The 25,002-nt window shown below is 57.6% G+C and carries 28 protein-coding genes, 5 tRNA genes and 1 pseudogene; 24 read left to right on the forward strand and 10 right to left on the reverse strand.

Annotated elements, in window-relative coordinates:
- Positions 1-149: 149 nt before the first annotated feature.
- Positions 150-1,259, reverse strand: a complete 1,110-nt coding sequence (locus I6L34_RS00520; protein ID WP_216955352.1) for a DUF3289 family protein — start codon at positions 1,257-1,259, stop codon at positions 150-152.
- Positions 1,260-1,380: 121 nt separating this feature from the next.
- Positions 1,381-1,959, reverse strand: a pseudogene (locus tag I6L34_RS00525) (dicarboxylate/amino acid:cation symporter); the annotation flags it as partial.
- A 270-nt stretch (positions 1,960-2,229) separates the two neighbouring features.
- On the opposite strand from I6L34_RS00525, the gene I6L34_RS00530 reads away from it, so the two are divergent.
- The 3 genes from I6L34_RS00530 to I6L34_RS00540 all read left to right on the forward strand — a co-directional run bounded on the left by I6L34_RS00530 (position 2,230) and on the right by I6L34_RS00540 (position 5,700).
- Positions 2,230-2,514, forward strand: coding sequence for a pyrimidine/purine nucleoside phosphorylase (locus I6L34_RS00530; protein ID WP_042055930.1), 285 nt, complete (start codon positions 2,230-2,232; stop codon positions 2,512-2,514).
- A gap of 154 nt (positions 2,515-2,668) precedes the next feature.
- Positions 2,669-4,054 carry an L-serine ammonia-lyase gene (locus I6L34_RS00535; protein WP_058056864.1) on the forward strand — a complete coding sequence of 462 codons (1,386 nt, stop codon included), beginning with the start codon at positions 2,669-2,671 and terminating at the stop codon, positions 4,052-4,054.
- A gap of 275 nt (positions 4,055-4,329) precedes the next feature.
- A complete protein-coding gene (locus tag I6L34_RS00540) occupies positions 4,330-5,700 on the forward strand; it encodes an L-serine ammonia-lyase (RefSeq protein ID WP_005336844.1) in 1,371 nt (456 codons plus the stop codon).
- An 855-nt stretch (positions 5,701-6,555) separates the two neighbouring features.
- On the opposite strand, the gene I6L34_RS00545 is transcribed toward I6L34_RS00540, so the two are convergent.
- Positions 6,556-6,834, reverse strand: coding sequence for a YcgL domain-containing protein (locus tag I6L34_RS00545; protein ID WP_216955353.1), 279 nt, complete (start codon positions 6,832-6,834; stop codon positions 6,556-6,558).
- Positions 6,835-6,941: 107 nt separating this feature from the next.
- Between I6L34_RS00545 and minC the strand changes: the two genes are divergently transcribed.
- From minC to mtgA, 5 genes are all read left to right on the forward strand, one after another.
- Positions 6,942-7,661 carry a septum site-determining protein MinC gene (gene minC / locus I6L34_RS00550; protein ID WP_058056865.1) on the forward strand — a complete coding sequence of 240 codons (720 nt, stop codon included), beginning with the start codon at positions 6,942-6,944 and terminating at the stop codon, positions 7,659-7,661.
- A gap of 18 nt (positions 7,662-7,679) precedes the next feature.
- Positions 7,680-8,492, forward strand: a complete 813-nt coding sequence (gene minD / locus I6L34_RS00555; protein WP_005336847.1) for a septum site-determining protein MinD — start codon at positions 7,680-7,682, stop codon at positions 8,490-8,492.
- A gap of 2 nt (positions 8,493-8,494) precedes the next feature.
- Positions 8,495-8,761 (forward strand): cell division topological specificity factor MinE, encoded by a 267-nt coding sequence (gene minE / locus I6L34_RS00560; RefSeq protein WP_005336848.1) that lies wholly within the window; start codon positions 8,495-8,497, stop codon positions 8,759-8,761.
- 197 nt (positions 8,762-8,958) lie between these two features.
- Complete coding sequence (locus tag I6L34_RS00565) at positions 8,959-9,285, forward strand: HI1450 family dsDNA-mimic protein (RefSeq protein ID WP_005352317.1); 327 nt, start codon at positions 8,959-8,961, stop codon at positions 9,283-9,285.
- A gap of 62 nt (positions 9,286-9,347) precedes the next feature.
- Positions 9,348-10,061, forward strand: a complete 714-nt coding sequence (gene mtgA, locus I6L34_RS00570; RefSeq protein ID WP_152985396.1) for a monofunctional biosynthetic peptidoglycan transglycosylase — start codon at positions 9,348-9,350, stop codon at positions 10,059-10,061.
- A 3-nt stretch (positions 10,062-10,064) separates the two neighbouring features.
- Here mtgA and I6L34_RS21935 read toward each other — a convergent pair whose 3' ends face one another.
- The gene (locus I6L34_RS21935; RefSeq protein WP_256689486.1) at positions 10,065-10,193 is read right to left on the reverse strand and encodes a hypothetical protein; all 129 of its coding nucleotides are present in this window, start codon (positions 10,191-10,193) and stop codon (positions 10,065-10,067) included.
- Positions 10,194-10,340: 147 nt separating this feature from the next.
- Here I6L34_RS21935 and I6L34_RS00575 point away from each other — a divergent pair, with 147 nt between their 5' ends.
- The gene (locus tag I6L34_RS00575) at positions 10,341-10,664 is read left to right on the forward strand and encodes an HI1450 family dsDNA-mimic protein (RefSeq protein WP_005336851.1); all 324 of its coding nucleotides are present in this window, start codon (positions 10,341-10,343) and stop codon (positions 10,662-10,664) included.
- Positions 10,665-10,719: 55 nt separating this feature from the next.
- Here the strand turns inward: I6L34_RS00575 and I6L34_RS00580 are convergent, their stop codons facing one another.
- Together I6L34_RS00580 and I6L34_RS00585 are read right to left on the reverse strand one after the other, a co-directional pair.
- On the reverse strand, positions 10,720-11,031 hold the full coding sequence (locus I6L34_RS00580; protein WP_019445851.1) for a DUF1289 domain-containing protein: 312 nt from the start codon (positions 11,029-11,031) through the stop codon (positions 10,720-10,722).
- 1 nt (position 11,032) lies between these two features.
- Positions 11,033-11,911, reverse strand: a complete 879-nt coding sequence (locus I6L34_RS00585) for a S1 RNA-binding domain-containing protein (RefSeq protein WP_230848178.1) — start codon at positions 11,909-11,911, stop codon at positions 11,033-11,035.
- 231 nt (positions 11,912-12,142) lie between these two features.
- On the opposite strand from I6L34_RS00585, the gene I6L34_RS00590 reads away from it, so the two are divergent.
- The 4 genes from I6L34_RS00590 (at position 12,143) to I6L34_RS00605 (ending at position 14,526) form a co-directional block, all read left to right on the forward strand.
- Positions 12,143-13,357 carry a YecA family protein gene (locus I6L34_RS00590; protein WP_216955354.1) on the forward strand — a complete coding sequence of 405 codons (1,215 nt, stop codon included), beginning with the start codon at positions 12,143-12,145 and terminating at the stop codon, positions 13,355-13,357.
- 170 nt (positions 13,358-13,527) lie between these two features.
- Positions 13,528-13,992 (forward strand): MarR family winged helix-turn-helix transcriptional regulator, encoded by a 465-nt coding sequence (locus I6L34_RS00595; protein WP_005336856.1) that lies wholly within the window; start codon positions 13,528-13,530, stop codon positions 13,990-13,992.
- 2 nt (positions 13,993-13,994) lie between these two features.
- Complete coding sequence (locus I6L34_RS00600) at positions 13,995-14,183, forward strand: DUF4250 domain-containing protein (protein WP_019445848.1); 189 nt, start codon at positions 13,995-13,997, stop codon at positions 14,181-14,183.
- Between the two features lie 163 nt (positions 14,184-14,346).
- The gene (locus I6L34_RS00605) at positions 14,347-14,526 is read left to right on the forward strand and encodes a hypothetical protein (RefSeq protein ID WP_005345799.1); all 180 of its coding nucleotides are present in this window, start codon (positions 14,347-14,349) and stop codon (positions 14,524-14,526) included.
- Between the two features lie 184 nt (positions 14,527-14,710).
- On the opposite strand, the gene I6L34_RS00610 is transcribed toward I6L34_RS00605, so the two are convergent.
- Positions 14,711-15,298 (reverse strand): FMN-dependent NADH-azoreductase, encoded by a 588-nt coding sequence (locus I6L34_RS00610; RefSeq protein WP_005336864.1) that lies wholly within the window; start codon positions 15,296-15,298, stop codon positions 14,711-14,713.
- A 225-nt stretch (positions 15,299-15,523) separates the two neighbouring features.
- Between I6L34_RS00610 and I6L34_RS00615 the strand changes: the two genes are divergently transcribed.
- From I6L34_RS00615 to I6L34_RS00630, 4 genes are all read left to right on the forward strand, one after another.
- Positions 15,524-16,414, forward strand: a complete 891-nt coding sequence (locus I6L34_RS00615; RefSeq protein WP_050498428.1) for a DMT family transporter — start codon at positions 15,524-15,526, stop codon at positions 16,412-16,414.
- Positions 16,415-16,499: 85 nt separating this feature from the next.
- On the forward strand, positions 16,500-17,678 hold the full coding sequence (gene purT / locus I6L34_RS00620; RefSeq protein ID WP_075115067.1) for a formate-dependent phosphoribosylglycinamide formyltransferase: 1,179 nt from the start codon (positions 16,500-16,502) through the stop codon (positions 17,676-17,678).
- A gap of 126 nt (positions 17,679-17,804) precedes the next feature.
- Positions 17,805-18,464: a hexitol phosphatase HxpB gene (hxpB, locus tag I6L34_RS00625; RefSeq protein ID WP_058056871.1), complete on the forward strand. Its 660-nt coding sequence runs from the start codon at positions 17,805-17,807 to the stop codon at positions 18,462-18,464.
- A 273-nt stretch (positions 18,465-18,737) separates the two neighbouring features.
- Positions 18,738-18,941, forward strand: coding sequence for a CPXCG motif-containing cysteine-rich protein (locus tag I6L34_RS00630; protein ID WP_005336871.1), 204 nt, complete (start codon positions 18,738-18,740; stop codon positions 18,939-18,941).
- A 106-nt stretch (positions 18,942-19,047) separates the two neighbouring features.
- Here I6L34_RS00630 and I6L34_RS00635 read toward each other — a convergent pair whose 3' ends face one another.
- Positions 19,048-19,665, reverse strand: a complete 618-nt coding sequence (locus I6L34_RS00635) for a riboflavin synthase (protein WP_058056872.1) — start codon at positions 19,663-19,665, stop codon at positions 19,048-19,050.
- Positions 19,666-19,797: 132 nt separating this feature from the next.
- Here I6L34_RS00635 and I6L34_RS00640 point away from each other — a divergent pair, with 132 nt between their 5' ends.
- The 7 genes from I6L34_RS00640 (at position 19,798) to I6L34_RS00670 (ending at position 22,179) form a co-directional block, all read left to right on the forward strand.
- Positions 19,798-20,004 (forward strand): YaeP family protein, encoded by a 207-nt coding sequence (locus tag I6L34_RS00640; RefSeq protein ID WP_005345813.1) that lies wholly within the window; start codon positions 19,798-19,800, stop codon positions 20,002-20,004.
- 148 nt (positions 20,005-20,152) lie between these two features.
- A complete protein-coding gene (locus tag I6L34_RS00645) occupies positions 20,153-21,532 on the forward strand; it encodes an MATE family efflux transporter (RefSeq protein ID WP_047440645.1) in 1,380 nt (459 codons plus the stop codon).
- A 159-nt stretch (positions 21,533-21,691) separates the two neighbouring features.
- Positions 21,692-21,768, forward strand: a tRNA-Val gene (locus tag I6L34_RS00650).
- 13 nt (positions 21,769-21,781) lie between these two features.
- Positions 21,782-21,858, forward strand: a tRNA-Val gene (locus I6L34_RS00655).
- A gap of 18 nt (positions 21,859-21,876) precedes the next feature.
- A tRNA-Val gene (locus I6L34_RS00660) sits at positions 21,877-21,953 on the forward strand.
- Between the two features lie 34 nt (positions 21,954-21,987).
- Positions 21,988-22,064: transfer RNA gene (locus I6L34_RS00665), tRNA-Val, on the forward strand.
- Positions 22,065-22,102: 38 nt separating this feature from the next.
- A tRNA-Val gene (locus tag I6L34_RS00670) sits at positions 22,103-22,179 on the forward strand.
- 169 nt (positions 22,180-22,348) lie between these two features.
- Here the strand turns inward: I6L34_RS00670 and I6L34_RS00675 are convergent.
- On the reverse strand, positions 22,349-24,184 hold the full coding sequence (locus I6L34_RS00675; protein WP_216955355.1) for a sigma 54-interacting transcriptional regulator: 1,836 nt from the start codon (positions 24,182-24,184) through the stop codon (positions 22,349-22,351).
- Positions 24,185-24,467: 283 nt separating this feature from the next.
- Entirely contained in the window at positions 24,468-24,932 is a 465-nt protein-coding gene (locus tag I6L34_RS00680; protein ID WP_216955356.1) for a hypothetical protein, read from the reverse strand.
- Between the last annotated feature and the right edge of the window lie 70 nt (positions 24,933-25,002).

The following is a 25,002-nucleotide window of genomic DNA, read 5'->3' on the forward strand; positions in this document are numbered from 1 at the left end:
GAACACTCCGCCAGCTAAGACAGCAAAGAACCAGAGCACTCTAGGCATAATCACAATATATATGGCAGCTAAATCATTTAGATCAGACATCATAAACAAGATCGGCATCATGATGTAGTTGATTGCCAGTACTATGAAAAGTAATCCTATCATTGAATCTCACCACTGAATGGATAGTCCATTTCCATAACCGTAACAAAGGGTTTGAAGGAAAAGCGTTTATAGTGTTGGAGGATGAACCAAGCTCGAAACCCCGGCAATAGACCATATGGTTTGATATGCCCTGTCGTGGGATCTGGCCCAATGTCTGGGGCATCTAATCCGAAATGGTCAAACAAAGTTATTCGAATTGTCCCCTTGAAGAAGTTGCCGAACTTCTCGTACTTGGTGATCTCGGCCTTCCCTGCCCACACATCATTGATTGCGATTGTTGTCCCGCCGATGATGTCAGCCCCAGAGCTAAAATTAGGCAGTCTAAAACCTTGCTGGCGGGCCTTGTATCCATCCATCAGCTTGGATAGATCCAACTGGTTGATCTCACCCTTAAGTTGTTTGTTCTGTGCAACGACTTCATCAATGATGGTCTTTGAGAAGGCTTGTGTTTTGGGATGGATGCGAACCGCTTTCGTTAGTGTCGGATTGCGATAATCAGTGCCTGTGCTCTTCTCGAAGTGCTGGATCATCGCCAAGGTGTTCATCTTCAAATCACCACTTGAGAAGTACCCAACGGCCATTTTTCTGAACGTCTCAAACAGTGGCTTAGGGCTCATTGTCTCAAGGTCTTTGATGTTCAGATCATCGCCCAGCTTGCCCAGGATAAACGGCATAGATTTGATCTGTTGTGCCGTCATTGTCCCGTACATCATGTCATCGGCCTTGCTGCCGTCTAACTTCTTCTCTCGCTCGCGGGGGCTCTTGTAGATCAGTACTGGGACACGGTAGGTAGTAGCTGATTTGGTATCCGTCTTGGGCTGTAACTGCGGGATGGGTCTTTCTATCTTGGGACGTTCTTTCTCTGCTGATCCAAACCACATAGTGGGCTTTGCAGATGCGAATGCTGATTTGACGGTTTGCTCGAATTTATCCGAACCATGAACCGATATCTGATCTCCCTGTACCTTACAACAGGCGAAAACATCAGAACTAAAGCCCAATGCCACTTTAGAGCCATCAGGCAGTGAGCCGCCAGATGTGCTTAGGATGCGGCTGAATTCGTCTTTAGATAACGTCTTGATGTCTCTTAGGTCGGGTTTCTGCATTGGTGGCCCTTGTTCATTTCTGCAATGAGTCGGGCATTTTATCACCATGCACCAATTGAGGCTAACCCATTGGCAACAGTGCAGATTTCAAGCGGCGGTTTTTGTCTTCAAAAAGAACTGGCATCACCTTGTTGATCATCCAGACGAAGGCATCCACCAGGGTATTGAGCCCATCGACCAGTGGCTTGGCCCGCTCGCGCGGCTGTTTGGCCAGCGCAATGCCGAGGAACATGCAGAACACCAGGATCTGCAGGATGTTTGCTTCGTTGAGGGAGTTGAAGACGTTGGTGGGGATCATGCCAAGCAGGGTGGCGACTGCATCCGGCAACGCCCCTTTATCGGCATAGTCACCGCCAAACATGGAGGCAACGGAAGCGAAATCAACCCCGACACCCGGTTTGAAGATCTGCCCCATCACCAGCGCCAGCAACACGGCCAACGCGGAGGTCACGAGGAAGAAGGCCAGCGTAGCCGCACCGATCTTGCCCGCAGCCGGGCTGGCGCCCAGATTGGCGGCGCCGGAGAGGATGGCAACCGCCACCAGCGGGATCACCAGCATCTTGATCAGCTGGATAAACAGGGTACCGAGCGGTGCAAACACGGTGGCTTGTTCACCCATGAACGCGCCGACCACTGCGCCCAGTACCATGGCGACCACAACCTGGAAGCCGATGTTTTTAATGAGTCCTTTAGTTAACACAATATGTTCCTTTATGTAGCAAAATTCACACTTTTCCCAGTGCAATTAACCAAACAGGGGAATGAGCGGCTGCCCATTCCCCTGTTTGCGCGTGTTATCTCACATTTAATTGCTGTTTTAAATCAGCAAATCATTAACCTTGGCTATTAATAAGTTTGCGAAAAAGTGAAGATTCAAAGCGGTCTCGGCGATTTTTACCTCATCCCCCATGACAACTGGCAAAAGATTGTGCTAGTTTGGCTGCACAAACGTACACACAGGGATGTAAAGATGCTGAAAGTTAACGAGTATTTCGACGGAAATGTAAAATCCATCGGTTTCGAACAAAAAGGCGAGAAATCAACCGTCGGGGTGATGAACGCCGGTGACTACCTGTTCAACACTGCCGCCCCCGAACGGATGACAGTGATCAAGGGCGCCCTCACCATCCAGCTGGCTGATGAAGATGAGTGGCACACCTACAACCAGGGTGAATCCTTCCTGGTGGCCGGTCACTCCTCCTTCAAACTGGAAGTGAAAACCCCCACCGCCTACCTGTGCGAATTTCTCGACTGATCAGGCCGGTTGAAGGGGATCAGCCCCTTCAACCTTCTTGGGCAATCCCCAGCCCCATTATCTGTGTCCATGTCACAGCACCGCACATCCCCGCTTTCCATCCACGGCAAAAATCCTAGAATAAACAGACATAAACCATCACCGGATTGATGTCATGATCAGCGTGTTTGACCTGTTTTCCATCGGAATTGGCCCCTCCTCTTCCCATACCGTCGGCCCCATGCGTGCCTCTTATGCCTTCGTCCAGCAGCTCAAGCTGCAAGGGCATCTGCCACAGGTCACGCGGGTCGAAGTGGAGTGTTACGGCTCGCTGGGCCAGACCGGCAAAGGGCACGGCACCGGTAAGGCGATCATTCTGGGGTTGTCGGGCTTTGAACCGGAATCGGTCGATATCGATGCGATTCCCGCCATTCTGGCGCAAGTGGAAAAGGAGCAGAACCTGCCGCTGGCAGGCGAGCAACCAAGCCATTTTCCCCGCACCGGTGCCATCATCTTTAACCGCCGCAAGACCCTGCCGGCCCACACCAACGGCATGACTCTGCGCGCCTTTGATAAAGAGGAAAACCTGCGCTTCAGCCAGACCTACTACTCCATCGGGGGCGGCTTCATCATTGAAGAGAGCCACTTTGCCACCGCCAAGGAGGAGGCAGCCAAGTCCGATGCCGAACACCCAGTCCCCTACCCGTTCGACAGCGGCGCCCAGCTGCTGGCCCATTGTCAGGAGAGCGGACTCTCCATCTCTGGGCTTATCCTCGCCAACGAGCGAATATTTCGCAGCGATGAGCAGATAAAAGCGGGGCTGCGCAAGATCTGGCAGGCGATGCAGGGCTGCGTCGAGCGTGGCTGCAAGAGCGAAGGGGTGCTGCCGGGCGGCCTCAAGGTTCGGCGCCGCGCCCCGGGGCTGTTCCGCCAGTTAAGCTGCGAGACCAACTTCAACAAGGATCCGCTGATGGTGATGGAGTGGGTCGATCTCTTTGCGCTGGCCGTCAATGAAGAGAACGCCGCCGGTGGCCGGGTGGTGACCGCCCCCACCAATGGCGCTGCGGGCATCATCCCCGCCGTGCTGCACTACTACGATCGCTTTGTTCACAAGGTGGATGACGAGACGCTGATCCGCTACTTCCTCACTGCGGCAGCGATCGGCATCTTATATAAGAAGAATGCCTCCCTCTCGGGAGCAGAAGTGGGCTGTCAGGGTGAAGTGGGAGTCGCCTGCTCCATGGCGGCCGGCGCACTGACCGAACTGCTGGGGGGCAGTCCGGCCATGGTGGAGAACGCCGCCGAGATCGGCATGGAGCACAATCTCGGCCTCACCTGCGATCCCATAGGCGGACTGGTGCAGGTGCCCTGCATCGAACGCAACGCCATGGGGGCGGTCAAGGCGATCAATGCCGCCCGCCTCGCCCTGCGCGGCACCGGTGAGCACAAGGTGTCACTGGACAAGGTGATCAAGACCATGTGGGAGACCGGCAACGACATGAAGACCAAATACAAGGAGACGGCCCGTGGCGGACTCGCCGTTAACATTACCGAATGTTAAAAAACGGCAAATGACTCCATTTGGTTCCTAAATGCCCGGCATCGCCGGGTATTTTTATGGGCAAACGCTTAACAAAATGGATAAGCACAAAAATAAATTTTATACTCGCGCCTCAGATTCAACAAAAATAGATCTATTTCAACTTTTTTTAGGTCTGGAGCCGTTACACTACGGTTATCTGGTTCTGTGACCTGCGCTGACAAGCGCGTTCCATGGATCTCCCAAATTTCTGTGAGTGGGCATGCCGCCCCCTTCTACCCTGAGGTAATAGTGACATGATCAGCGTTTTTGATATCTTCAAAATCGGTGTAGGCCCCTCTTCTTCCCACACTGTTGGCCCGATGAAAGCGGCCAAACAGTTTGTTGACGAGCTGCGCGCGGGCGGCAAGATCCGCGATGTAACCCGGATCAATGTCGATGTCTACGGCTCCCTCTCCTGGACTGGCAAAGGCCACCATACCGACACTGCCATCATCATGGGCCTGGCTGGCAACCTGCCGGAAAATGTCGATATCGATGCCATCCCCGAGTTTATCTCCCGTGTTGAACAGACCGAGCGCCTGCCGATCGGCCTGCACTGCCACACCGTCAGCTTCCCGCGTGACGCCATGGTATTCCACGACGAAGCCCTGCCGCTGCACGAAAACGGCATGAAGCTGACTGCCCTGATTGAAGATGAAGTGGTTTACAGCAAGACCTACTACTCCATCGGTGGCGGTTTCATCGTTGACGAAGAGAACTTCGGCAAGGCTGACAGCGGCGACATGTCCGTACGCTATCCGTTCAAGAGCGCCGCTGAGCTGGTTGCCCACTGCAGCCAAACCGGTCTCTCCATCTCTGCCCTGATGATGGAAAACGAGAAGTGCTTCAACACTCCGGAAGAGATCTACAAGAAGTTCGGCAAGATCTGGAACACCATGCGCGAAGGTATCGAGCGCGGCTGCCGTACCGAAGGCGTTCTCTCCGGCCCGCTGCGCGTACCCCGTCGTGCCGCACCGCTCTACCGTCAGCTCAACACCAACGAGAACCTCTCGAGCGACCCGATGAACATCGTTGACTGGGTCAACATGTTCGCTCTGGCCGTGAGTGAAGAGAATGCTGCCGGTGGCCGCGTGGTCACTGCCCCGACCAACGGCGCTGCCGGTATCATCCCGGCCGTACTGGCCTACTACGACAAGTTCATCCAGCCGGTTGGCCGCGACGAGTACACCCGCTTCTATCTGGCTGCCGGTGCCGTCGGCATCCTCTACAAGATGAACGCCTCCATCTCCGGCGCCGAAGTGGGCTGTCAGGGTGAAGTGGGTGTCTCCTGCTCCATGGCCGCTGCCGGTCTGACCGAGCTGATGGGCGGTAGCCCGGAGCACGTCTGCGAAGCTGCCGAGATCGGCATGGAGCACAACCTGGGTCTGACCTGTGATCCGGTTGCCGGTCAGGTACAGGTGCCTTGCATCGAGCGTAACGCCATCGCAGCCATGAAGGCTGTCAACGCCTCCCGTATGGCCCTGCGTCGTACCTCCAAGCCGCGCGTCTCTCTGGACAAGGTGATCGAGACCATGTACATCACCGGCAAGGACATGGACTCCAAGTACCGTGAAACCTCCCGTGGTGGTCTGGCCATCAAGGTGATGCAGGTTGCTTGCGAATAAATAAGGGTTGCGACCCTCATCTGAACAAAGGCGGGATATCCCGCCTTTTTTATTGCCCGAATGGGATGCCGGGCACTTATACCGGCATACCGACCATTTCACTGTAGGGCGTCGCTGATATACCCCTGCTACGCCACCGCAATGCGGATTGCCTTGTCTGCATGCCTCTCTGATGACATGCCTTGATTAACTTTTATCAATGCATTGAAAGGGACATTACGCCCCTACATGAAACCTGTACCTGCTATCTTGCCCCAGCCACAATTTCACAACTAATCGATATCGAGATGCCCCCTCAGCTCAATATCCCCCCTTTGGTCATACCCTTGTTTGGCAAGACGCGGTTACCGCTCACCCTGCGGATTATCACGCCGCCACATTGATTGCCTCCTATGTGGCACTTTCGTGATCAGGGCAAACAATCAAGTACACAAACAGGGGGTTAGCTCATCATTTTGGCCACAGCGCATCGCGCAAACTGGTTTTAGCACCGTTATCACCGCCCTCTTTACGCGCCCTTTGATGGACAACTCATCACGCAGTGGAGGCCAAAACAGCGCCCAAGGAAGAGGCTGAAAATAATCGATGAATGAGCCAATAACCGTTGAAATGGAGGATATGAGTACGCGCCACTCGCTATTTTTGTGAGCGCCAGCAAAGGTTGAGGATATGGTGTTGGGAGCAGATTGACTTTCTATTTAAACAACGAAAAGTGAATATCACCAAAGGGAGGGTTTAATTTGGCCAGATCCTGTCACGGGATTATCGCAGGCCACCTCTCCGGGGCCGGAATGCGTCATGCCGAGTCACAAAGAATTAGCCCCGCTGGGCAGAACACACCACGGGGCTGGATATTCAGGATGTTTTTTTCAGGCTGGCCTTGTGCTGCTCCAGCAAATTCTCGGGGGGCGGCGGCACCTGCAGGTAGAACCCCTGGTTGGTCAGCGCGGCCATCACCTTGCCGACATCAGCCAGACCCAAGGGCTTGGCCGGATCCAGCTTGGTCATCAACACCAGCTCGGGACGCCCGAATGCGCTCAGCAGTGGCTCGGGAACGCGGGAGAAATCCTCTCTTTTTTCAACAAAAAGGTAGGTCTCGGCTTTTTTGCGACTTTTATAGACTGCACACAACATGGAAATTGATATAATCCGATGAGTTTATTGCCTCTGATGGGGGCAAACTATAACATCAGGAATTGAATAACAATAACGGATTAGCATCTCTGCCTCGGGGAAGATTCATGGTTGAGCGCGATAACGAATTGAAAGGGACCACCTTCACTATTTCTGTGTTGCATATCAGCGATGGCGAGCCTGAGCGGATACGTCAGTTGTTGGCCGAAAAAGTCGCCCAGGCACCCTACTTTTTTAATTGTGCGCCGCTGGTGATCAATGTTTCCCGACTGGAGCATATTCCCGATTTCGAACAGCTCAAGGAGCTGGTGGAGTCCGAAGAGTTTGTGCTGGTTGGCATCACGGGGGCGCGCAGTGAAGAGATGAAGACGGCCGCCAAGGCGGTGGGACTGGCCGTGATGGCCTCGGGCAAGAGTCGCAAGAGCGAACCGGAACCCGAGCCTGCCCCCGCGCCAGCCGCTCCTGTGGTGGTTCCCGAGCCCGAACCCGCCCCCTTGATCCCGAGCAAGGTACATGTGGGACCGGTTCGTTCCGGCCAGCAGATTTACGCAGCCGGCACCTCGCTGGTGGTACTGGGGTCCGTCAGTCCGGGAGCTGAAGTGCTCGCCGACGACAGCATTCATATTTATGGCACCCTGCGTGGCAGAGCCATTGCCGGTGCCCGGGGAAACACCCAGGCCCGGATCTATTGCCAGCAATTACAGGCCGAACTGCTCTCCATCGCGGGCACATTCCAGCTGAGCGATGCATTGCCGGCAGGCCTGATCCAGCAACCGGTACACGTCCGGCTGGACAACGAACAACTCCGAATAGACCGTATCAAATAGAGTTACAAGGAAGCGAGAATGGCGCGAATCATAGTCGTTACATCGGGTAAAGGTGGCGTTGGCAAGACCACAACCAGTGCGGCCCTGAGCACCGGCTTAGCCCAGCGTGGTCACAAAACAGTGGTCATTGACTTTGACATCGGTCTGAGAAACCTGGATCTCATCATGGGCTGCGAGCGGCGCGTGGTGTATGACTTCGTCAACGTCATCAACGGGGAAGCAAACCTCAATCAGGCGCTGATCAAAGACAAACGCTCTGAAAATCTGTTTATCCTGCCCGCCTCCCAGACCCGGGACAAAGATGCCCTCACCCGTGAGGGGGTCGAGAAGATCCTGGATCAGCTGGCAGAGATGAAGTTCGATTACATCGTCTGCGACTCCCCGGCGGGGATCGAGGCGGGTGCGCTGATGGCGCTCTATTTTGCCGATGAAGCGATCGTCACCACCAACCCGGAAGTCTCTTCCGTGCGTGACTCCGACCGCATCCTTGGCATCCTGGCCTCCAAGTCCCGCCGCGCCGAGCGTGGCGAAGACCCCATCAAGGAGCACCTGCTGCTGACCCGCTACTGCCCGACCCGCGTCAACCGCGGCGACATGCTGAGCGTGCAGGATGTGCAGGAGATCCTGGCCATCCCGCTGCTCGGGGTGATCCCGGAGTCCCAGGCAGTACTGCGCGCCTCCAACTCCGGCGAACCGGTCATCCTGGACAAGGAGTCCGATGCCGGTCAGGCCTACGAAGATGCGGTGTCCCGCCTGCTGGGCGATGCCAAGGAATTTCGTTTTCTGGAAGAAGAGAAGAAGGGCTTCTTTAGCCGACTGTTCGGGAGTTAAACATGTCATTATTGGATTATTTTCGTTCCAACAAGAAACAGAACACCGCACAACTGGCCAAAGAGCGGTTGCAGATCATTGTTGCTCACGAGCGTTCATCCAGAGGGGGGCCGGATTACCTGCCCCAGCTCAAGCAGGATATCCTCGATGTGATCCGCAAATACGTCAACATTGATCCGGAGAAGATAACCGTCCAACTGGATCAGAAGAGTGATGAGCTGTCGGTACTGGAGCTCAACATCACCTTCGCCGATGACAAGAAGGGATGAGCTGACGCCCTATGCGTGACCCCTTCCCCCAATGAAGACCGGATCCTGTCACTGGATCCGGTTTTTTATTGGCACAAAAACAGGTCACAGCGGCTCGCCTCATCTCGCCAAGGGGTCTGCCGACCGCTAGAATAGCGCCGCCCCGCAGGCAGTGATCTGTGATGGCACCTTTTTCTCTTTTCTGGAACAGACCGCTTATGTCTATGAATGACGAAATGCACAGTGTCGAGGAACTGCTCGATACCGCCCTCGAACTCTTTATGGAGCTGGCCTCTGACAACCTGCCGGAGCAGGAGATCGCCCGCTTCAATCAGGAGTTCAACGACCGCGGCCTGCTGGCCGAAACCGACCCGGCCGATGACTGGGAAGCGGACGTGGGTTTTGCGGTGAGCGATACCGACTATGCCGAGATCTGGGTAGGCCTTGGCAATGAAGAACAAGAGTATGAGCACCTGTTTGCCCGCATGCTGCTCTCCCGCCGTGTTGACGAGAAGTTCTGCCACATCGAATGGCTGCCCCAATAATTCCGGATCCCGATGATCCCAGCCACTATCAGTGGGAGTCAGACCCTGCTGCCGTGGCCCCCGTGCGCCCATCTGCATCCCTTGGGCGCCGGGTGTTGAGGTGGGCAGGCAAGATCGCGCTGGCTGGGCTACTCTGCTCGGTCGGCTCGGTCGCCTTGCTGCGTTTTATCGATCCGCCGATGTGGAGCTGGCGTATCGAGCGGGCCCTCTTTCCGCCCGCCAAGATCACCCAGGTACGCCATGAGTGGGTGGATCTGGAGTCCATCTCCAAGGAGCTGCAACTGGCGGTGATCGCCGCCGAGGATCAGCGCTTTGCCGATCACAACGGCTTTGACATGGATGCCATCAACGCCGCACTCAAGCACAACCAGCACAGCGAACGGGTGCGCGGCGCCAGCACCCTCAGCCAGCAGACCGCCAAGAACCTCTTTATGTGGAGTGATCGCAGCTTCCTGCGCAAGGGGCTGGAGGCCTGGTTTACCCTACTGATGGAGCTGGGTTGGGACAAGGCCCGCATTCTCGAGGTCTATCTCAATATCGTGGAGTTCGGCCCCGGCATCTATGGCGCCGAAGCCGCGGCCCGTACCTACTTCGGCAAACCGGCCAGCCGCTTGACCCGCTACGAGTCATCCCTGCTGGCCGCCGCCCTGCCCAATCCGTGGCGTTATCGGGTCAAGCCCCCGTCACCCTATGTGCAGAAGCGCTCGGTCTGGATCCGCCGCCAGATGGGGCAACTGGGTCAGATCACCCTCAATCGGGTGCATCAGGCCGACTGATCCTCAGGGCTCATCGGGTTTCTCCGGTGGGCCCAGATGACCGCCCACCATCTCGCGGTGAAGCGGCAGATAGTGCCACCACCAGGCCTCGCGCCGTCGCTTGATCTGTTGCCGCCGTCCCCGCTGCTTCATCCCCTTACTCCCTGCCAGATGATCCGCGCCTTAACCATACTCCCCCAACGGCAACTTGGACAGGTCAGGCACGCCCGGCGCACTGGTCTGGCCGCCACAGCCAATAATTGTTACAGTAGCGAACCTCGATGTATCTGGAGTGATTTCATGGAACAGCGTACCCCGGATCAGCTGGTCGAATGGGCCTATGATCAGTTTCTTGAGCAGGCCGCCGATATGCTGGCCCCCGAACAAATAGTCGACATCACCCTGGAGTTTGAGCAGCGTGGCGCCGTGGAGGCGACTCTGCCCAATGCCGACTGGTCGACCGAGCTGGGTGAGCCGGTCGATATGGAGCGCTGGGTCGAAGTGTGGGTCGGTTTGCTGGATCATCAGGATGAGTTTGAGGTGATCTTCGCCACCTTCCTGCTGCCCCGTCTGCTGACCGAAGATCAAGTGCATGTGCGCTGGCATCGCCAGCAGCAGGCATAAAAAAGGCGCCATCGGCGCCTTTCTTGTTTCTGTGCACTCTTATTGCTGTTCTCTGCTAATCCTGCGCCGCGATGGCCTTGGCCAGACAGCGGCGGCACCAGCAAGCGCTGGCCTCCTGCATCGGCATTGCCGGCAACTGGCTGCACCAGCACTGAGCAATGGTCTGACCGGCGGAGACGGCGCAATAGGCCGGTTCGCCACAACCCGGGCAGCGGTGGGTGCTTTTCGAGCCATCCAGCTCGGCCATCACCGCCAGCTGGGCCTTGCTATCCATCGCCGACCAGTGGCCGATCTCGGTCAAGGTGCGGCCACAACCAAGGCAAAGCCCGTCTTTCGCCTTGCAGAGACCAACACAGGGACTCGGCATCTTATTCGCTATCCTGTGCCTGCTCGCCTGCTTGTACCTGCGCGGCACCGGCGTCGGTCAGGGTAATGGCGTTATCTTCGATGACAATCTTGCCCTGCTTGTAGAGGCCGCCGATCGCCTTCTTGAAGGTGCCCTTACTCATGCTGAACAGCTTGTAGATGAGCTCGGGTTCGCTCTTGTCACCCACCGCCAGACTGCCGCCCTGCTTTTTCATCCGGCTCAGAATACGTTCACCGGCGTCATCAACCCGCGCCAGACCGGGCTTTTGCAGAGTCAGATCGAGCTTGCCATCTTCACGCACCTGCTTGACCCAGGCGGTTTGCGGCCGACCGGTCATCACCCGACCGAACACTTCGTTCTTGAACAGCATGCCGGGATACTGACCGTTGACGATCACCTTGATACCAAGAGGAGAATGCTCACCCGGCAGCGCGGTCACTTCGTCACCGACCTTGAAGTTGCTGCCGGCCGGGGTCAGGAAACGCTCGATGCGGCTGGTGCCGACCATGCGCCCTTCGTTATCCAGTTGCAGACGCACCAGATAAACGTGGCCCACCTGCATCGGCTTGTTCTGCTCGCGGCTGGGCACAAACAGATCCTTTTTCATGCCCCAGTCGAGGAAGGCACCAATCTTGTTGGCATTGACCACTTTCAGACCGGCAAATTCGTCCACCATGGCAAATGGCTTGTCGGTGGTGATCACCGGTTCGCAATCGGCATCCAGATAGAGGAAGACCTGCACGCTATCCCCCTCTTTCACCCCTTCCGGCAGTTGACGCTTGGGCAGCAGCAGTTCACCGTACTCATCGGCCGCAAGCCAGGCGCCACGGTCTTCGAGTTCAACAATGGTGAGGGTGTTCATCTTGCCAATCTGTATCATGGTGCTCTCTTTTCTCATTACCCGGATGGGCCAATTGATCATGGCCCCTATGGGCGCGCATGTTACCTCAAGAGCGGTGATCCGGCCTAGTCCCCAAGCCACCACTGGCCGCCCTTTCGCCCTTATCTTATCCGCCAATGGTGATTAAATCGCCAAACAGGCGGCCATTTGCTGCAAATAACCCCACTTTTAGGTAGACTTCGCGGCTGTTCAAATCCAGAGGAACTGTCGATGAACCCATCCACTCGTACCCGCCATCTTAATCAATGGCTCCAGAGCCACAGCGATCAGGATATGACCTACCCGGCCCTGCACGGTTTTCTCTGTGCTCGTCTGGTGGGGCCGGAAAGCCCTGACTGGCAACGCCCGCTGGCTGGTCTGCTGGAACAGGATGCCGAGTTGGATGAAAAAAGCGCAGAAGCCCTCAACCACCTGATCGCCGAGCTGGAATCCCAGGCCGAGGACGCCCAGCTGGCCCTGCCGAGCCAATGCCGCCTGCCCAGCGATAACCCCGAGCAGGTGTTCGAACAGAGCCACCCCCTCGGTCAATGGTGTTATGGCTTCAGCATGGGTTTTGCCACCTGGCCCAAGCCGAAGGATTTGAACGACCCGACCACCCAGTACCGCTTCAGTCTGGCCGCCGAGCTGAGCCTGTTTCGCGACAAGCAGATGGCCCAGATGCTCTATAGCGCCGCCGCCAGTGAACTCCCCTTTGTCGAGTTCTGCAAACGCCAGCGCCAGAACATGAAAACCGCCCTCAACCAGCTGCTCAACCTCGACCAGTATCAGGCAGCCCCCAGCCCTGATGTCACCCTCAATGGCGAGCAGGCCCAACAGTGGCAGACCTGGTTCGAGCTGGCCGACAGCTGCCGCGATCATCAGGCCCGCCTCGGCTGGTTCGAGAAGATCATCGCCGATGCCACTCCGCTCTTTGATGAAGCCTTCTGGCAGCAAATCGACGGCCACGGCTGGAGTGCCCCCGAGCTGCGCCCTCTGCTGGCCGCCAGAGCCGGCCGCGCCGACTGCCTGCTGCGCCTTGGCAAGCTGGGCGAGGCCAAAGCGGAGTATCTGGCGCTGCTGACAATCTGCGTGGCCGATGAGCTGGGTTGCCGCTACAACCTCTCCACCCTCTATGCACTGCAAGGGGATTGGCAGGCGTTGGTCGCCCTGCTGGTGCGCTTCGATGAAGCCTCCAGCTGGTTGCTCTATAACAAGGCGCTGATGGTCTTTGCTACCAAGGGTGCCGAGGCAGCCAAGCCCCATCTGCTGGTCGCCATCGAGGCCAACCCGCACATTCCGGCCTGCCTGCTGGGTCAGCGCAAGCTGCCCAAACAGGAGCCACAAAGCTGGCAAGCGGGCAGCCGCGACGAGGCCGCGCTCTACGCTATCCACACACGCGAGGCCTGGCTCAAGCAGAACGCCCTCATCTGGTTGCGTAAAGGCTGAACAGCGTTGGCTTAAAATCCCGTCGGTCAGACCCGGTTTTTCCTTGAGGGCGTGCGCCACCGCACATTTCATCGCAACCGGGTCAGACAAATCAGCTTGAGTTTCGTATCATCAATGTCAAAGTATCAAAAGAAACTGCATCTGATGCAGCCGTCACAGCAGGGTGTAATATGTCAAAAATCATAGCGTTACTCGCTCACTACCCGCCCTATCAGTTGGTACATGCCGCCGAGATGCTACGGGATACCTTCGAACAGTTTTATGAACAGCGTTACCAGCTGACCGTGCCGCAATGGCGCCTGATGATGGTGCTCGGCCCCAACTACCCCATCAGCCAGAAAGAGCTGGTCGAGGCGAGCGGCATGGACAAGGTGCGCATCTCCCGCGAGATCCGCCGTCTGGTCGAAAAAGGGATCATCTTTACCGAGAGCAGCGAGCAGGATAAACGCATCAGCCTGGTCTCCCTCACCAATGCCGGGCTCGCCCTCTTCCTGCAGCTCAAGAGTGAAGCAGGCAGCTGGCAACATACCCTGACCGACTATCTGCCAAGCGAATCCCGCGAGGCGATCCGCCAGCATCTGCACAGCGTCAGCGCCGCCATCGAGCAGTTGCAATCACTGGATCGGGAGAAATAATCATGGATTTGAAAAAGTTCGCCACCATGGACATCAACATGCTGCTGAGCGTCGTCAATATGCAGCTGCGTGATCGCTATGACGATCTGGATGATCTCTGCAAGGCGCAGGAGATCGATCAGGCTGCACTGGAAGCGCGGCTCGCCAGCGGTGATTTTCACTACCAGCCAGCGCAGAAACAGTTCAGATAAAGAGAGCTAGCGGGATCGGGATCACAGCGCCAGTGATGGCGCTGGCTCTGCGGTAAAAACCTGATATGGTCTGAAGAGCCCCAACAGAGTGATGCACGGATACATCACCCTGTCACAAGAGGGCATTAAAATCGTTTCAGGTGAGCAAACCAAGGATGACCCCATGATATTGATGACCCGACAGAGCCTGTTGATCACGCTCTGTACCCTGTTGATGATCAGCCTCTTCACGCCCCACTTGCCACAAAGTACCGAACAGTGGCTGACCACCCTCTTGCTTGGCCTGCTGGTCACGGTGGCATTGCTGCTGGTGCGCGGTTGTCGCCGCTTTATGATGGAGTAGTGACTCCGCCGGAACGTCTATACCGACCGCTTGCCGCGATACTCTCTGTAGCAGTAACGTCTGTCGCAATCACATCTAGCCAAAAAACAAACGCAGCCTGATGGCTGCGTTCATGTATCTGGCAGGGCAACCCCTAGAGAGAGATAACCCCTGACGGGATAGATAGCCCTTATAGAGAGAGCCCTTAGATAGCCAGAGCCTCAAGCTGCGCTTTGGCCGCTTCCATCCCCTTGCTCTGGGCATCCGGGCCCATACCCATCCCCTCGGCGTAGATGAAATCCACCTCTTTGATACCGATGAAACCGAGCACGGTACGCATGTAGGGAGTGACCAGATCGGTGGCGCTGCCGACGTGCATGCCGCCGCGGGGGCTGATCACCAGCGCACGGGTATTTTCAACCATCCCCACCGGACCGGTCTCGGTGTAGCGGAAGGTGACGCCAGCGCGAGCCACCAGATCGATCCAGTTTTTCAGCTGGGTCGGGATGTTGAAGTTGTACATGGGAGCCGCAATCACCACCAAGTCGCTCGCTTTGAGTTCGGCGATCAGCTCGTCGGACTGGGCGATCACCGCCAGTTGACGCTCGTTCAGGTTATCACCACCGCGCAGGCCGGAGGCCAGCTCGCCATCCAGCACCGGCAGGTTGAGTGCTGCCAGATCACGCACGGTGACGACATCATCCTGATGGTCAGCCAGGAAGCCGTCGATCAGGGCGTTGGATTGGGAATATTGACCCAGGATGCTGGATTTGAGTACGAGGATATTGGCCATGGTGAAACTCCATTTGGTTGTCGGTTGAACAGCTGCGCTGTCGATGGAGGTCACTCTAAACATTGTGCTTATTTGCTGATAGCGAAAATAGATGCTCAACTTGTTCAAATTTTTTGATGCAAGGCCACTTCCTCGCCACCCAGCCCTGCGGCCGCGCTTCAACCCTTGGCAGAACAAACGATTGCCGTTATGATCCGCCGCACTTTTTCCAGCGACCCGGATCCCATGATACCCTCGCGCAGGCACTCTCCTCTGGCCGGTGCAGTCTGGATGATGGTGGCAGGACTCTGCTTCGCCGCCGTCAACAGCCTGAGCCAGTATGTCAGCTTCAAGCTTGGCCTCCCATCGACTCAGGTCGCTTTCCATCAATACCTGATCGCCCTGATCTGCCTGCTGCCCTGGCTGGTCCGCCACGGTCTGCGCCAATCCCTGATGACCAATCAGTTCCGGTTGCACCTGTTGCGGGTATTGCTGGCGGTGATCGGCATCCAGCTCTGGCTCTGGGCACTGGCGTACCCCGTCCCCATCTGGCAGGGGATCGCCCTGCTGATGACCTCACCGCTGTTTGCCACCCTGGGCTCCGCCCTGCTGCTCAAGGAGCAGGTGAGCCGCACCCGCATTCTGGCCACCCTGACGGGCTTTGCCGGCGCCATGCTGATCCTCGCCCCCTGGACTGACGAATTCAACTGGGCTTCCTTGCTGCCGGTGGCGGCGGCGCTGTTCTGGGCAAGTTACTCCCTGATGGTGCGCTATCAGGCGGCCAACGAATCATCCCACACCATAGTGGTGTATCTGCTTATCTTTAGTACCCCGTTCAACGCCATGCTGGCGCTGCCAGAGTGGCAGTGGCCCACCGAGCCACAATGGCTGCTGCTGGCGGCAGCGGGCATTCTGTCGGCACTCGCGCACATGTCCATCGCTCGCGCCTACAGCGTGGCGGAGGCCTCCTTCGTGCAGCCTTTCGATTTTGCCAAGCTGCCGATGAACGTGCTGGCAGGCTGGCTGGTATTTGGCTGGGCGCCACCCGGCCGTCTGTGGCTTGGCGCCGCCATCATCATTGGCGCCATTACCTTGCTGACCCATCTGGAGCAGCGCGCTCACAAACCCTTTTCCTGAGGTACGCCATGCGTGCCTCTTTTTTTGTCCGCTATTCGTGCGATAGCGATCATCAACAATGACCATCGACATCAGGAGAGATCGTATGTTTGGAACCGCAACCCGCCCCGGCGCCACCCGTGCCCTGCTGCTGGGCTCCGGCGAACTTGGCAAGGAGGTCGCCATCGAGTTGCAACGCTTCGGGATCGAAGTGATCGCCGCCGACCGCTATGCCAACGCCCCCGCCATGCAGGTGGCGCACAAAGCCCACGTGCTGGACATGCTCGATGGCAACGCCCTGCGTACCCTGGTCGCCGAGATCAAACCCGACCTCATCATCCCCGAGATCGAGGCCATCGCCACCGATACGCTGGCAGCCCTTGAGCAGGAGGGGGTCAAGGTAGTGCCCAACGCCCGCGCTACCCAGCTCACCATGAACCGGGAAGGGATCCGCCGTCTCGCCGCCGAGACCCTGGGCCTGCCCACCTCCCCCTACCGCTTTGCCCAGAGCAAGGAGGAGTTTGTCGCCGCCGTCGAGACCATCGGCCTGCCCTGCGTGGTGAAACCTGTGATGAGTTCATCCGGCAAGGGACAGAGCGTGCTGCGCGATCTCGCCAAGCTGGATGAGAGCTGGACCTACGCCCAGGAGGGTGGCCGCGCCGGTCGTGGCAAGGTGATCGTCGAGGGCTTCGTTCCCTTCGAGTACGAGATCACCCTGCTCACGGTACGCGCCGTCGATGGCATTCACTTCTGCGACCCTATCGGCCACCGGCAGGAAGATGGCGACTACCGCGAATCCTGGCAGCCACAGGTGATGAGCGAGCTGGCGCTGGCCCGATCCAAAGAGGTAGCGGCCAAGGTGGTCGAAGCGCTGGGCGGTTACGGCCTGTTCGGGGTCGAACTCTTCATCAAGGGGGATGAAGTGTGGTTTAGCGAAGTCTCGCCTCGCCCCCACGATACCGGCATGGTGACCCTGATCTCCCAGGATCTCTCCGAGTTCGCCCTGCACGTGCGCGCCATTCTGGGGCTGCCGGTCGGCACCATCACCCAGTACGGGCCGAGCGCCTCTGCCGTGGTACTGCGCGAAGGGCACAGCCAGGATATCCGCTATCAGGGAATTGGTGAGGCATTGGCGCTGGTGTCGGGTGCCCAGCTGCGGCTGTTTGGCAAACCGGAGATCGCCGGTCGCCGCCGTCTTGGCGTGGCGCTGGCCCGCGCACTGGATTGCCAGGATGCGGTAGAAAAAGCCAAAGCCGTGGCCGCCAAGGTCGATGTACTGTTCTAAGGGCTTTTTTGCCATAGCAAAACAAACGTTTGCCGATGTGATCGGGCGCAAGGGGCATGGCAATGCCCCTTTTGCATTTCCCCGTCAGGCTTATAATCCCCTCTTCAAATTTGTCAGGAGTACAAGATGTTAGCTGCCGTGATCTTCGATATGGATGGTGTTCTGATCGACTCTGAACCCTTTTGGCAACGGGCCCAGATCGCCGTTTTCTCCGAACTGGGTCACCCCCACACGGTAGAGGATTGCGAATCGACCATCGGCGTGCGCATCGATCAGCTGGTTGCCCATTGGTATCGCCTGCGCCCGTGGAGCGGCCCGAGCCAGGACGAGGTGGTGCAGCGCATTCTGGATCAGGTCAACGCCCTGATCCTCTCCGAAGGTCAGGCCAAAGCCGGTGTGCTGGAAGCGCTCGACCTTATCGAAGCCCGCGGCCTGAAAGTGGGTCTGGCGACCTCCTCCCCCTTTGCGATGGTAGAAGCTGTGCTCGGCAAACTCGGCATTCGCGATCGCTTTATGGCGGTTCACTCCGCTGAAATCGAGCGTTTCGGCAAACCGCACCCGGATGTCTATATCCACGCAGCCGAAAAGCTGGGGGTGGAACCGGTACACTGCCTGGCCATCGAAGACAGCTTCACCGGTCTGCTGGCGGCCAAGGCGGCCTCCATGACTGCGCTGATCGTGCCGGATCCCGCTTTAGTGGGTGACCCACGCTTGGCCATCGCCAACTACCAGCTAGGCTCGCTGGCCGAGCTGAATGCCGACATGTTGGCCAGCTGGGTCAAGTAGCGCCTATCGGAGCCTTGTTGCGTTCGCGTTCTCATATCCGCAGGGGGCTCCAGCCCCCTGTTATTACCAGACAAAACCGTTGGCAATCCCCCTCTTTTCACCTGTCATTCACAACCAGATTGTTCCTCTCGCACACGACCACTCCAGCCGGTTTCACCTTGCCATCCCTCAGGCTTGATCTCTGTCATAAACGTGCGTTTGCTCGCGGTTAACCCCCTGCAGCCCGACTAGAATCAGGGTAGATAGGCGGCCTCAGGGCCCGAGGAGGTTATCATGATCGAGTACACCAGCAAGCGCATCGTCTGCCCCCACTGCGGTCACCATACCCGGGTCGAGCTGGATGCCAGCCAGGGTGATCAGGAGTTTTACGAAGATTGCATGGCCTGTTGCAATCCGATCCACCTGCGGCTTCACCGCGACGAAGCCCGCGACTGTTTGCAGTTGTTTGTGGATGCGGATGACGAGCAACTGTTTTGATTGCGAGTCACAGAAAATCGAGTAGAGATTTTCACCACATGAATAACAAGGGCCAGCATACTGCAGGCCCTTGCTTATGAGGCGATTGAAACCGAGCCGTTTCCTTTCAATGACCCCCGCGTGCCGCCAACACCCGCTCCACGGAATCGACGATAGCCTGGGTCTGGGGATCGATCTCGATATTGGTCTGCCAGCCAGCCTTGACCCAACCCAGGTTGGTGCGAGCCAGCGTCTCGGGGATCAGGTGAACGCAAAACTCACTCTCGCGCACCTCGCCGATGGTCAGGCTGATGCCGTCGATACCGATATACCCCTTGGTCAGCACATATTTCATCAGCTCGGGGGCGAGGCGATACCACACCTGACGGTTGTTGGGGGTGTCGATCACCGAGGTCACTTCCGCCATCCCGATAATGTGGCCGGACATGGCGTGACCGCCGATCTCGTCACCAAAGCGGGCAGCCCGCTCCACATTGACCTTGTCCCCCGCCTTTAACAGGCCGAGGTTGGTGAGACGCAGGGTCTCCTGCATCAGATCGAAGCTGACCAGCTCCCCCTCGACCCGGGTGACGGTCAGGCAGCAGCCGTTGTGGGCGACCGAAGCGCCGAGGGCCAGCCCTTCCCCCCACGCCGGGCTGGGCATGCGGATCACATGGGTACGGAAGTTGGGTTGCTCCTCGATGGCCACCAGTTCGGCGGTCCCCTGCACTATGCCAGTGAACATCTCTCGTCTCCTGCTACGGCAAAAAGGGCAGGTTAACCTCGGGCAGAGGGTGAGACAAGGGTACAGGCTGACAAGCTTGCGCCCGATCGCTATAGTGACGCCGTTCACATCCGGGTAAACAAGGAAAAAGAAATGCAGGTATATCAATGTTGTGAAGCGATCCGCATCGCCTATAACCAGATTGGCTCCGGCGAGCAGGGCTATGTGCCAAACGCCATCGCCGCTACTATCCGCGCCCTCAATGCGGTCGCCGCCGATGAACGGGTGCCCGCCGAACTGCGCGAGCAGGCTGCCTATGCCGCTGCCAACCTGCTGATCAGCGATCACGAAGACGCCTGATCCCGCTGCCGGGGTGGCAACTATTTCGTCCTGGCTGAATTTCAGGCTAGAATGCCTCCCCCACCCTTTGCACTTTCGTCCGAAAGTGCAAAGGCTCTTCCCGATTTCCGCTCTTTTTTACTCTTATCTGATCCACTCGGAGGTGTCAGTGCAACGTTATTGGTCCGAGGCGAAGCAGCTCGTCCGTCTAGCCAGCCCCATTCTGGTCGCCCAAGTGGCCCAGGTCGCCATGAACTTCGTCGATACCGTGATGGCGGGTCAGGTGAGTGCAGTCGATCTGGCCGCCGTGTCGGTGGCGTCCAGCTTCTGGCTACCGGTGATCCTGCTGGTGCAGGGGATCATCATGGCGCTCACCCCCATCGTCTCCCAGCTCAATGGCGCCCGTAAACGGGAGGCAATTCGCCCGGCCGTTCATCAGGGCTTCTGGCTGGCACTGATCGTCACCCCGCTGGCGATGATTGCGCTTTATTACAGCCCGCTGGCGTTGCAGTTCATGGATGTGGAGCCGGTGATGGCCGCCAAGACCACTGGTTACCTGCACGCCATCCTGTGGGGCCTGCCCGCCTTCGTGCTGTTCCAGGTGCTGCGCAACTTCAGCGAGGGTCTCTCCCACACCATGCCCACCATGGTGATCGGCTTTGTCGGGCTGGCGGTCAATATTCCCGCCAACTACATCTTCATCCACGGTCACTTCGGCATGCCCAAGCTCGGCGGGGTCGGCTGTGGCGTGGCTACTGCCATCGTGCTGTGGGCCATGCTGCTGGCGATGATCCTCTATGTGAAGCTCTCCCGTCACTTCACCGAGATCCGGCTTTTCTCCCAGCTGGCTCGCCCCAACGGCAGCCGGATCTGGCGCTTGTTCCGCTTAGGGTTCCCCATCGCCATGGCGATCTTCTGCGAGGTGACCCTGTTTACCGTAGTGGCCCTGATGCTGGCCCCCTTCGGCGCCGAAACGGTGGCGAGCCACCAGATTGCGCTGAACTTCTCCAGCCTGGTCTTTATGCTGCCCCTCTCCATCGGGGTGGGTGTCACCATCCGGGTCGGTCACAGCATAGGTGAAGGGCAGCCCCATCACGCCCGGGTAGCTGCTCGCACCGGCTTGATGCTGGGGATGGCCATCGCTGCTGCCACTGCGGCCATGACGGTGCTGCTGCGCGAGCAGATCGCCTCCATCTATACCGATGATCAGCAGGTGATCGTCCTGGCGGCCATTTTGCTGTTCTTCGCCGCCATCTATCAAATCTCCGACTCGGTGCAGGTGGTCGCGGCCGCTGCGCTTCGCGGTTACAAGGATACCCAGGCGATCTTCTACGTCACCATCGTCGCCTACTGGGGACTGGGGCTGCCCACCGGCATGATCCTGGGTCTGACCGACTGGCTGGTGCCGCGGATGGGGCCGCAGGGCTTCTGGATCGGCTTTATCGTCGGCCTCACCAGTGCGGCCCTGATGCTGGGGGCGAGATTGCGCTACATCTATGGCCGCTTTGCCACTCCGGAAGCCTGCACTACCCTGTCGCGGGCCCAGTAACAGGGCTTGGCAAGCGACAACTCGCCTGCAAAATCAACAGGCTGCGCAAGAACTGGGCAAACAGTCTCCTTTGTGCATATGGCCTGTTGACAGCCTTGGGGGGCATGGGTAGTATGCCGACCACGTCAGCAGCGCTGGCGTAGTGAAGTGATAGAAAGTGGGTTTATAGCTCAGTTGGTTAGAGCACTACCTTGACATGGTAGGGGTCGTTGGTTCGAATCCAATTAAACCCACCACTTTTTCTGTGATGCGTCCTTAGCTCAGCTGGTTAGAGCACCACCTTGACATGGTGGGGGTCGGTGGTTCGAATCCACTAGGACGCACCATTACAGAACACTGATTATGCGTCCTTAGCTCAGCTGGTTAGAGCATCACCTTGACATGGTGGGGGTCGGTGGTTCGAATCCACTAGGACGCACCATTCAGTTTCAATACTTTGCAGTTATTCCAGATGTGGGTTTATAGCTCAGTTGGTTAGAGCACTACCTTGACATGGTAGGGGTCGTTGGTTCGAATCCAATTAAACCCACCACTTCTGCATAAAGAAATAAAAGTCGCATTGCGCACCCTGCGTCCTTAGCTCAGCTGGTTAGAGCATCACCTTGACATGGTGGGGGTCGGTGGTTCGAATCCACTAGGACGCACCAGATTAAAAAAGCCCGCTCATCGAGCGGGCTTTTTGCATTCTGCCATGCAGCCACTCCCCTGCCACGCCACTCCGTTCAGCACAATTCGGCCATGGCGCAGAACCTTGTTCCCATAAAAAACCCGTGCCATCCAATAAACGACACGGGCCAGATCGATGCCGCCAGCGCCTCAGCTCTGCACGGCAATCTCGTACTTCTTTATCTTGCGATAGAGGGTGGCAATCCCAATCCCCAGCGCCTGTGCGGCCAGTTTTTTGTTGCCGAGCCGCTGCAGGGTCTCTTCTATCATCTGTTTTTCCATGCTCTCAAGGCCGCTCTCACCCGGAACGGGTTCAGGCAGCTTCTCCGGCGTGGCGGCGAGCGGAGCTGTGGCAGGCACATTGAACGCCGCATCCAGGTTGGTCACCGGGATCGACTGGGCCGCCACGTGATGGGGCTCCTGATTGCGGATGATGTTGGGGGGCAGCAGACTGGCGTCAATCACTTCGCCCGCCTGGCTGACGTTGACCAGATATTCGATGAGGTTGCTGAGCTCGCGGACGTTGCCCGGCCAGCGATACCCCTTGAGCAGCACCATCACCTCGGGAGCCAAACCGGGATAGACGATGCCAATGCGGCTGGTGTGCAGGTTGAGGAAGTAGTGGGTCAGCAACTCCACGTCCCCTTCCCGCTCCCGCAGCGGCGGCAGGTTGAGGGGGATGACGTTGATGCGATAGTAGAGATCTTCACGAAACTTCCCTTCGGCGATGTATTGATCGAGATGCTGGTGAGTGGCGGCGATGATGCGAATATCCACCGGCACAGGTCGGCTGGCCCCGATGGGGGTCACCTCCCGCAGCTCCAGCACCCGTAGCAGCTTGGCCTGCATGGTAAGCGGCATGTCGCCAATTTCGTCAAGGAACAAGGTACCCTGATGGGCCGCCTGGATCAGGCCCTGTTTACCACCGCTGGAAGCTCCGGTAAACGATCCCTTCACATAACCAAACAGCTCGCTCTCCAGCAGTTGTTCGGGAATGGCGGCACAGTTGATGGCAATAAAAGGCTTGTCCTGACGGGGACTCAGGCGATGGACAGCGCGGGCCACCACCTCTTTACCGGTGCCACTCTCGCCACAAATCAGCACGCTGGAGGGACTCTGGGCGATGCGGTGCAGCAGCCGCTTGAGGGTACGCATCGGCTTGCTCTCGCCGATCAGCTGATCGATCCGCACATCCGGATCTGGCTCCTGAACCTGACCGGAGTGGGACTGGTGAAACGCCATCAGAAAGAGCTGCTGGCCCTGCACATGGTGTAGCTGGCCGATGATCAGCTCCTGACGACCTTCAAAGGTGATGATGTGCTGGAGATGACCACTCAGCCCCTGTTGGGAGAAGGTAAGCGGGCGGATCCCCACTTCGCGCCCCTGCAGCTGTTCCTGCTGGCAACCCAGATGATGGAGCGCCGCCTCGTTGGCGTAGAGCAGTTGACTCTTGTCATCGAGCAGCAGGCAGCCCTGATCCATGTTGGTCATCAGATTGAGGAACACCTTGTTGACCCCGTCCGACAACCCGCGCGAATCGAGCAACTTGGCCACAAAGATGGTGGAGATGTGGCGCACATAGTCGCACACATCCTGCAGATTGTTGTTGAGGCGCGCCTGCTGCTCGTCGCTGAAGGCCACCAGACTGATCACCCCGATGCAGCGCTCGTCCACCATGATGGGCACCCCGAGGAAGGCGCGCTCACGGCAGCTCTCCTTGCAGGTACAACCGTCACACACGGGATCATCGCTGGTGTGGGTAACGATCTTCTCCCGCTGGTTATCAATCACATAGCGCAGCAGGCGGGAATCCCCCTCCAGCTGACGTCCGAAGAACTTGCCATAGGGCCCGGTGCCAGCCACCCGAACCATATCGGCATCCACAATCTCGACCTCAAGCTGCAGCACACTGGCCAGCATCTTGGCAAAGCGCAAGATGGTCGGCTGGATCTGCATCAACAGACACTGGTTGCTCACGGATCTCATCCATCATTCCTTTTTGTTCTTGTTCTCTTCCCCCTAAAGGGAGTCATGCTGGCCAGATACTAAGGGATATCAGGGGGAACTACTTCGGGGGGGATCACGAAAAGGGAAAATGATCCGCATCCTCTGCGACTTCCGAGGCACAGATAAAATTCAATAAAAACATAAAGATGAAAACACATGCAGTGAGATAAGCCACTCGGGCCAACCAAGCCTGCTGATCCGCAAAGTCCATCGACAGATCATGCTGAATGTGGGGAAACCAACCACTGATATGGTACGTGACTCACGCGCCGCGTACCTGTTTCAAGACTTGGCACTCATGGTCGAAATCCGCTTTATCTTGCGGCTGAATGTAACTTTGCCAGCGGGCAAACAGCTCGGCCGTCGGATAACGATGCAGACGAATACCGGTGCGATAGAGTTTGGGAAAAAGTGGGTCTGGCTGGGATCTCACGACCAGACCGCGCAGCTTCTCGCCAGAGGGAATGGTAATCACCAGCTCATCCCCCTCTTTCAACCGCATGGCCCCAAGAATGCCGATGCCGCCGATGGCTATGTCTCGCACCACCACATAGGGCACCGGATTGAGCAACTCCAAAAACCAGTTGCGACGGCTGCATTGTGCCTTGTAACCACCGCCACTGAGGATAAAACGGCGGTGTCTGCGCCAGTCATAACCGGTAGGCAATGCCGGGTCATAGCGCGATTTTGCCTGCCCCACAGGATCAGATTGCTCACTTGTGCTCATCCGGTATCCCTCACTGGCATTGGTTAAACAGTGTCAGTCAGCTCTTTTTCAACTATAGCTGTCGCCGTTA

Source organism: Aeromonas sp. FDAARGOS 1404, from assembly GCF_019047085.1.
Lineage (GTDB): Bacteria > Pseudomonadota > Gammaproteobacteria > Enterobacterales > Aeromonadaceae > Aeromonas > Aeromonas veronii.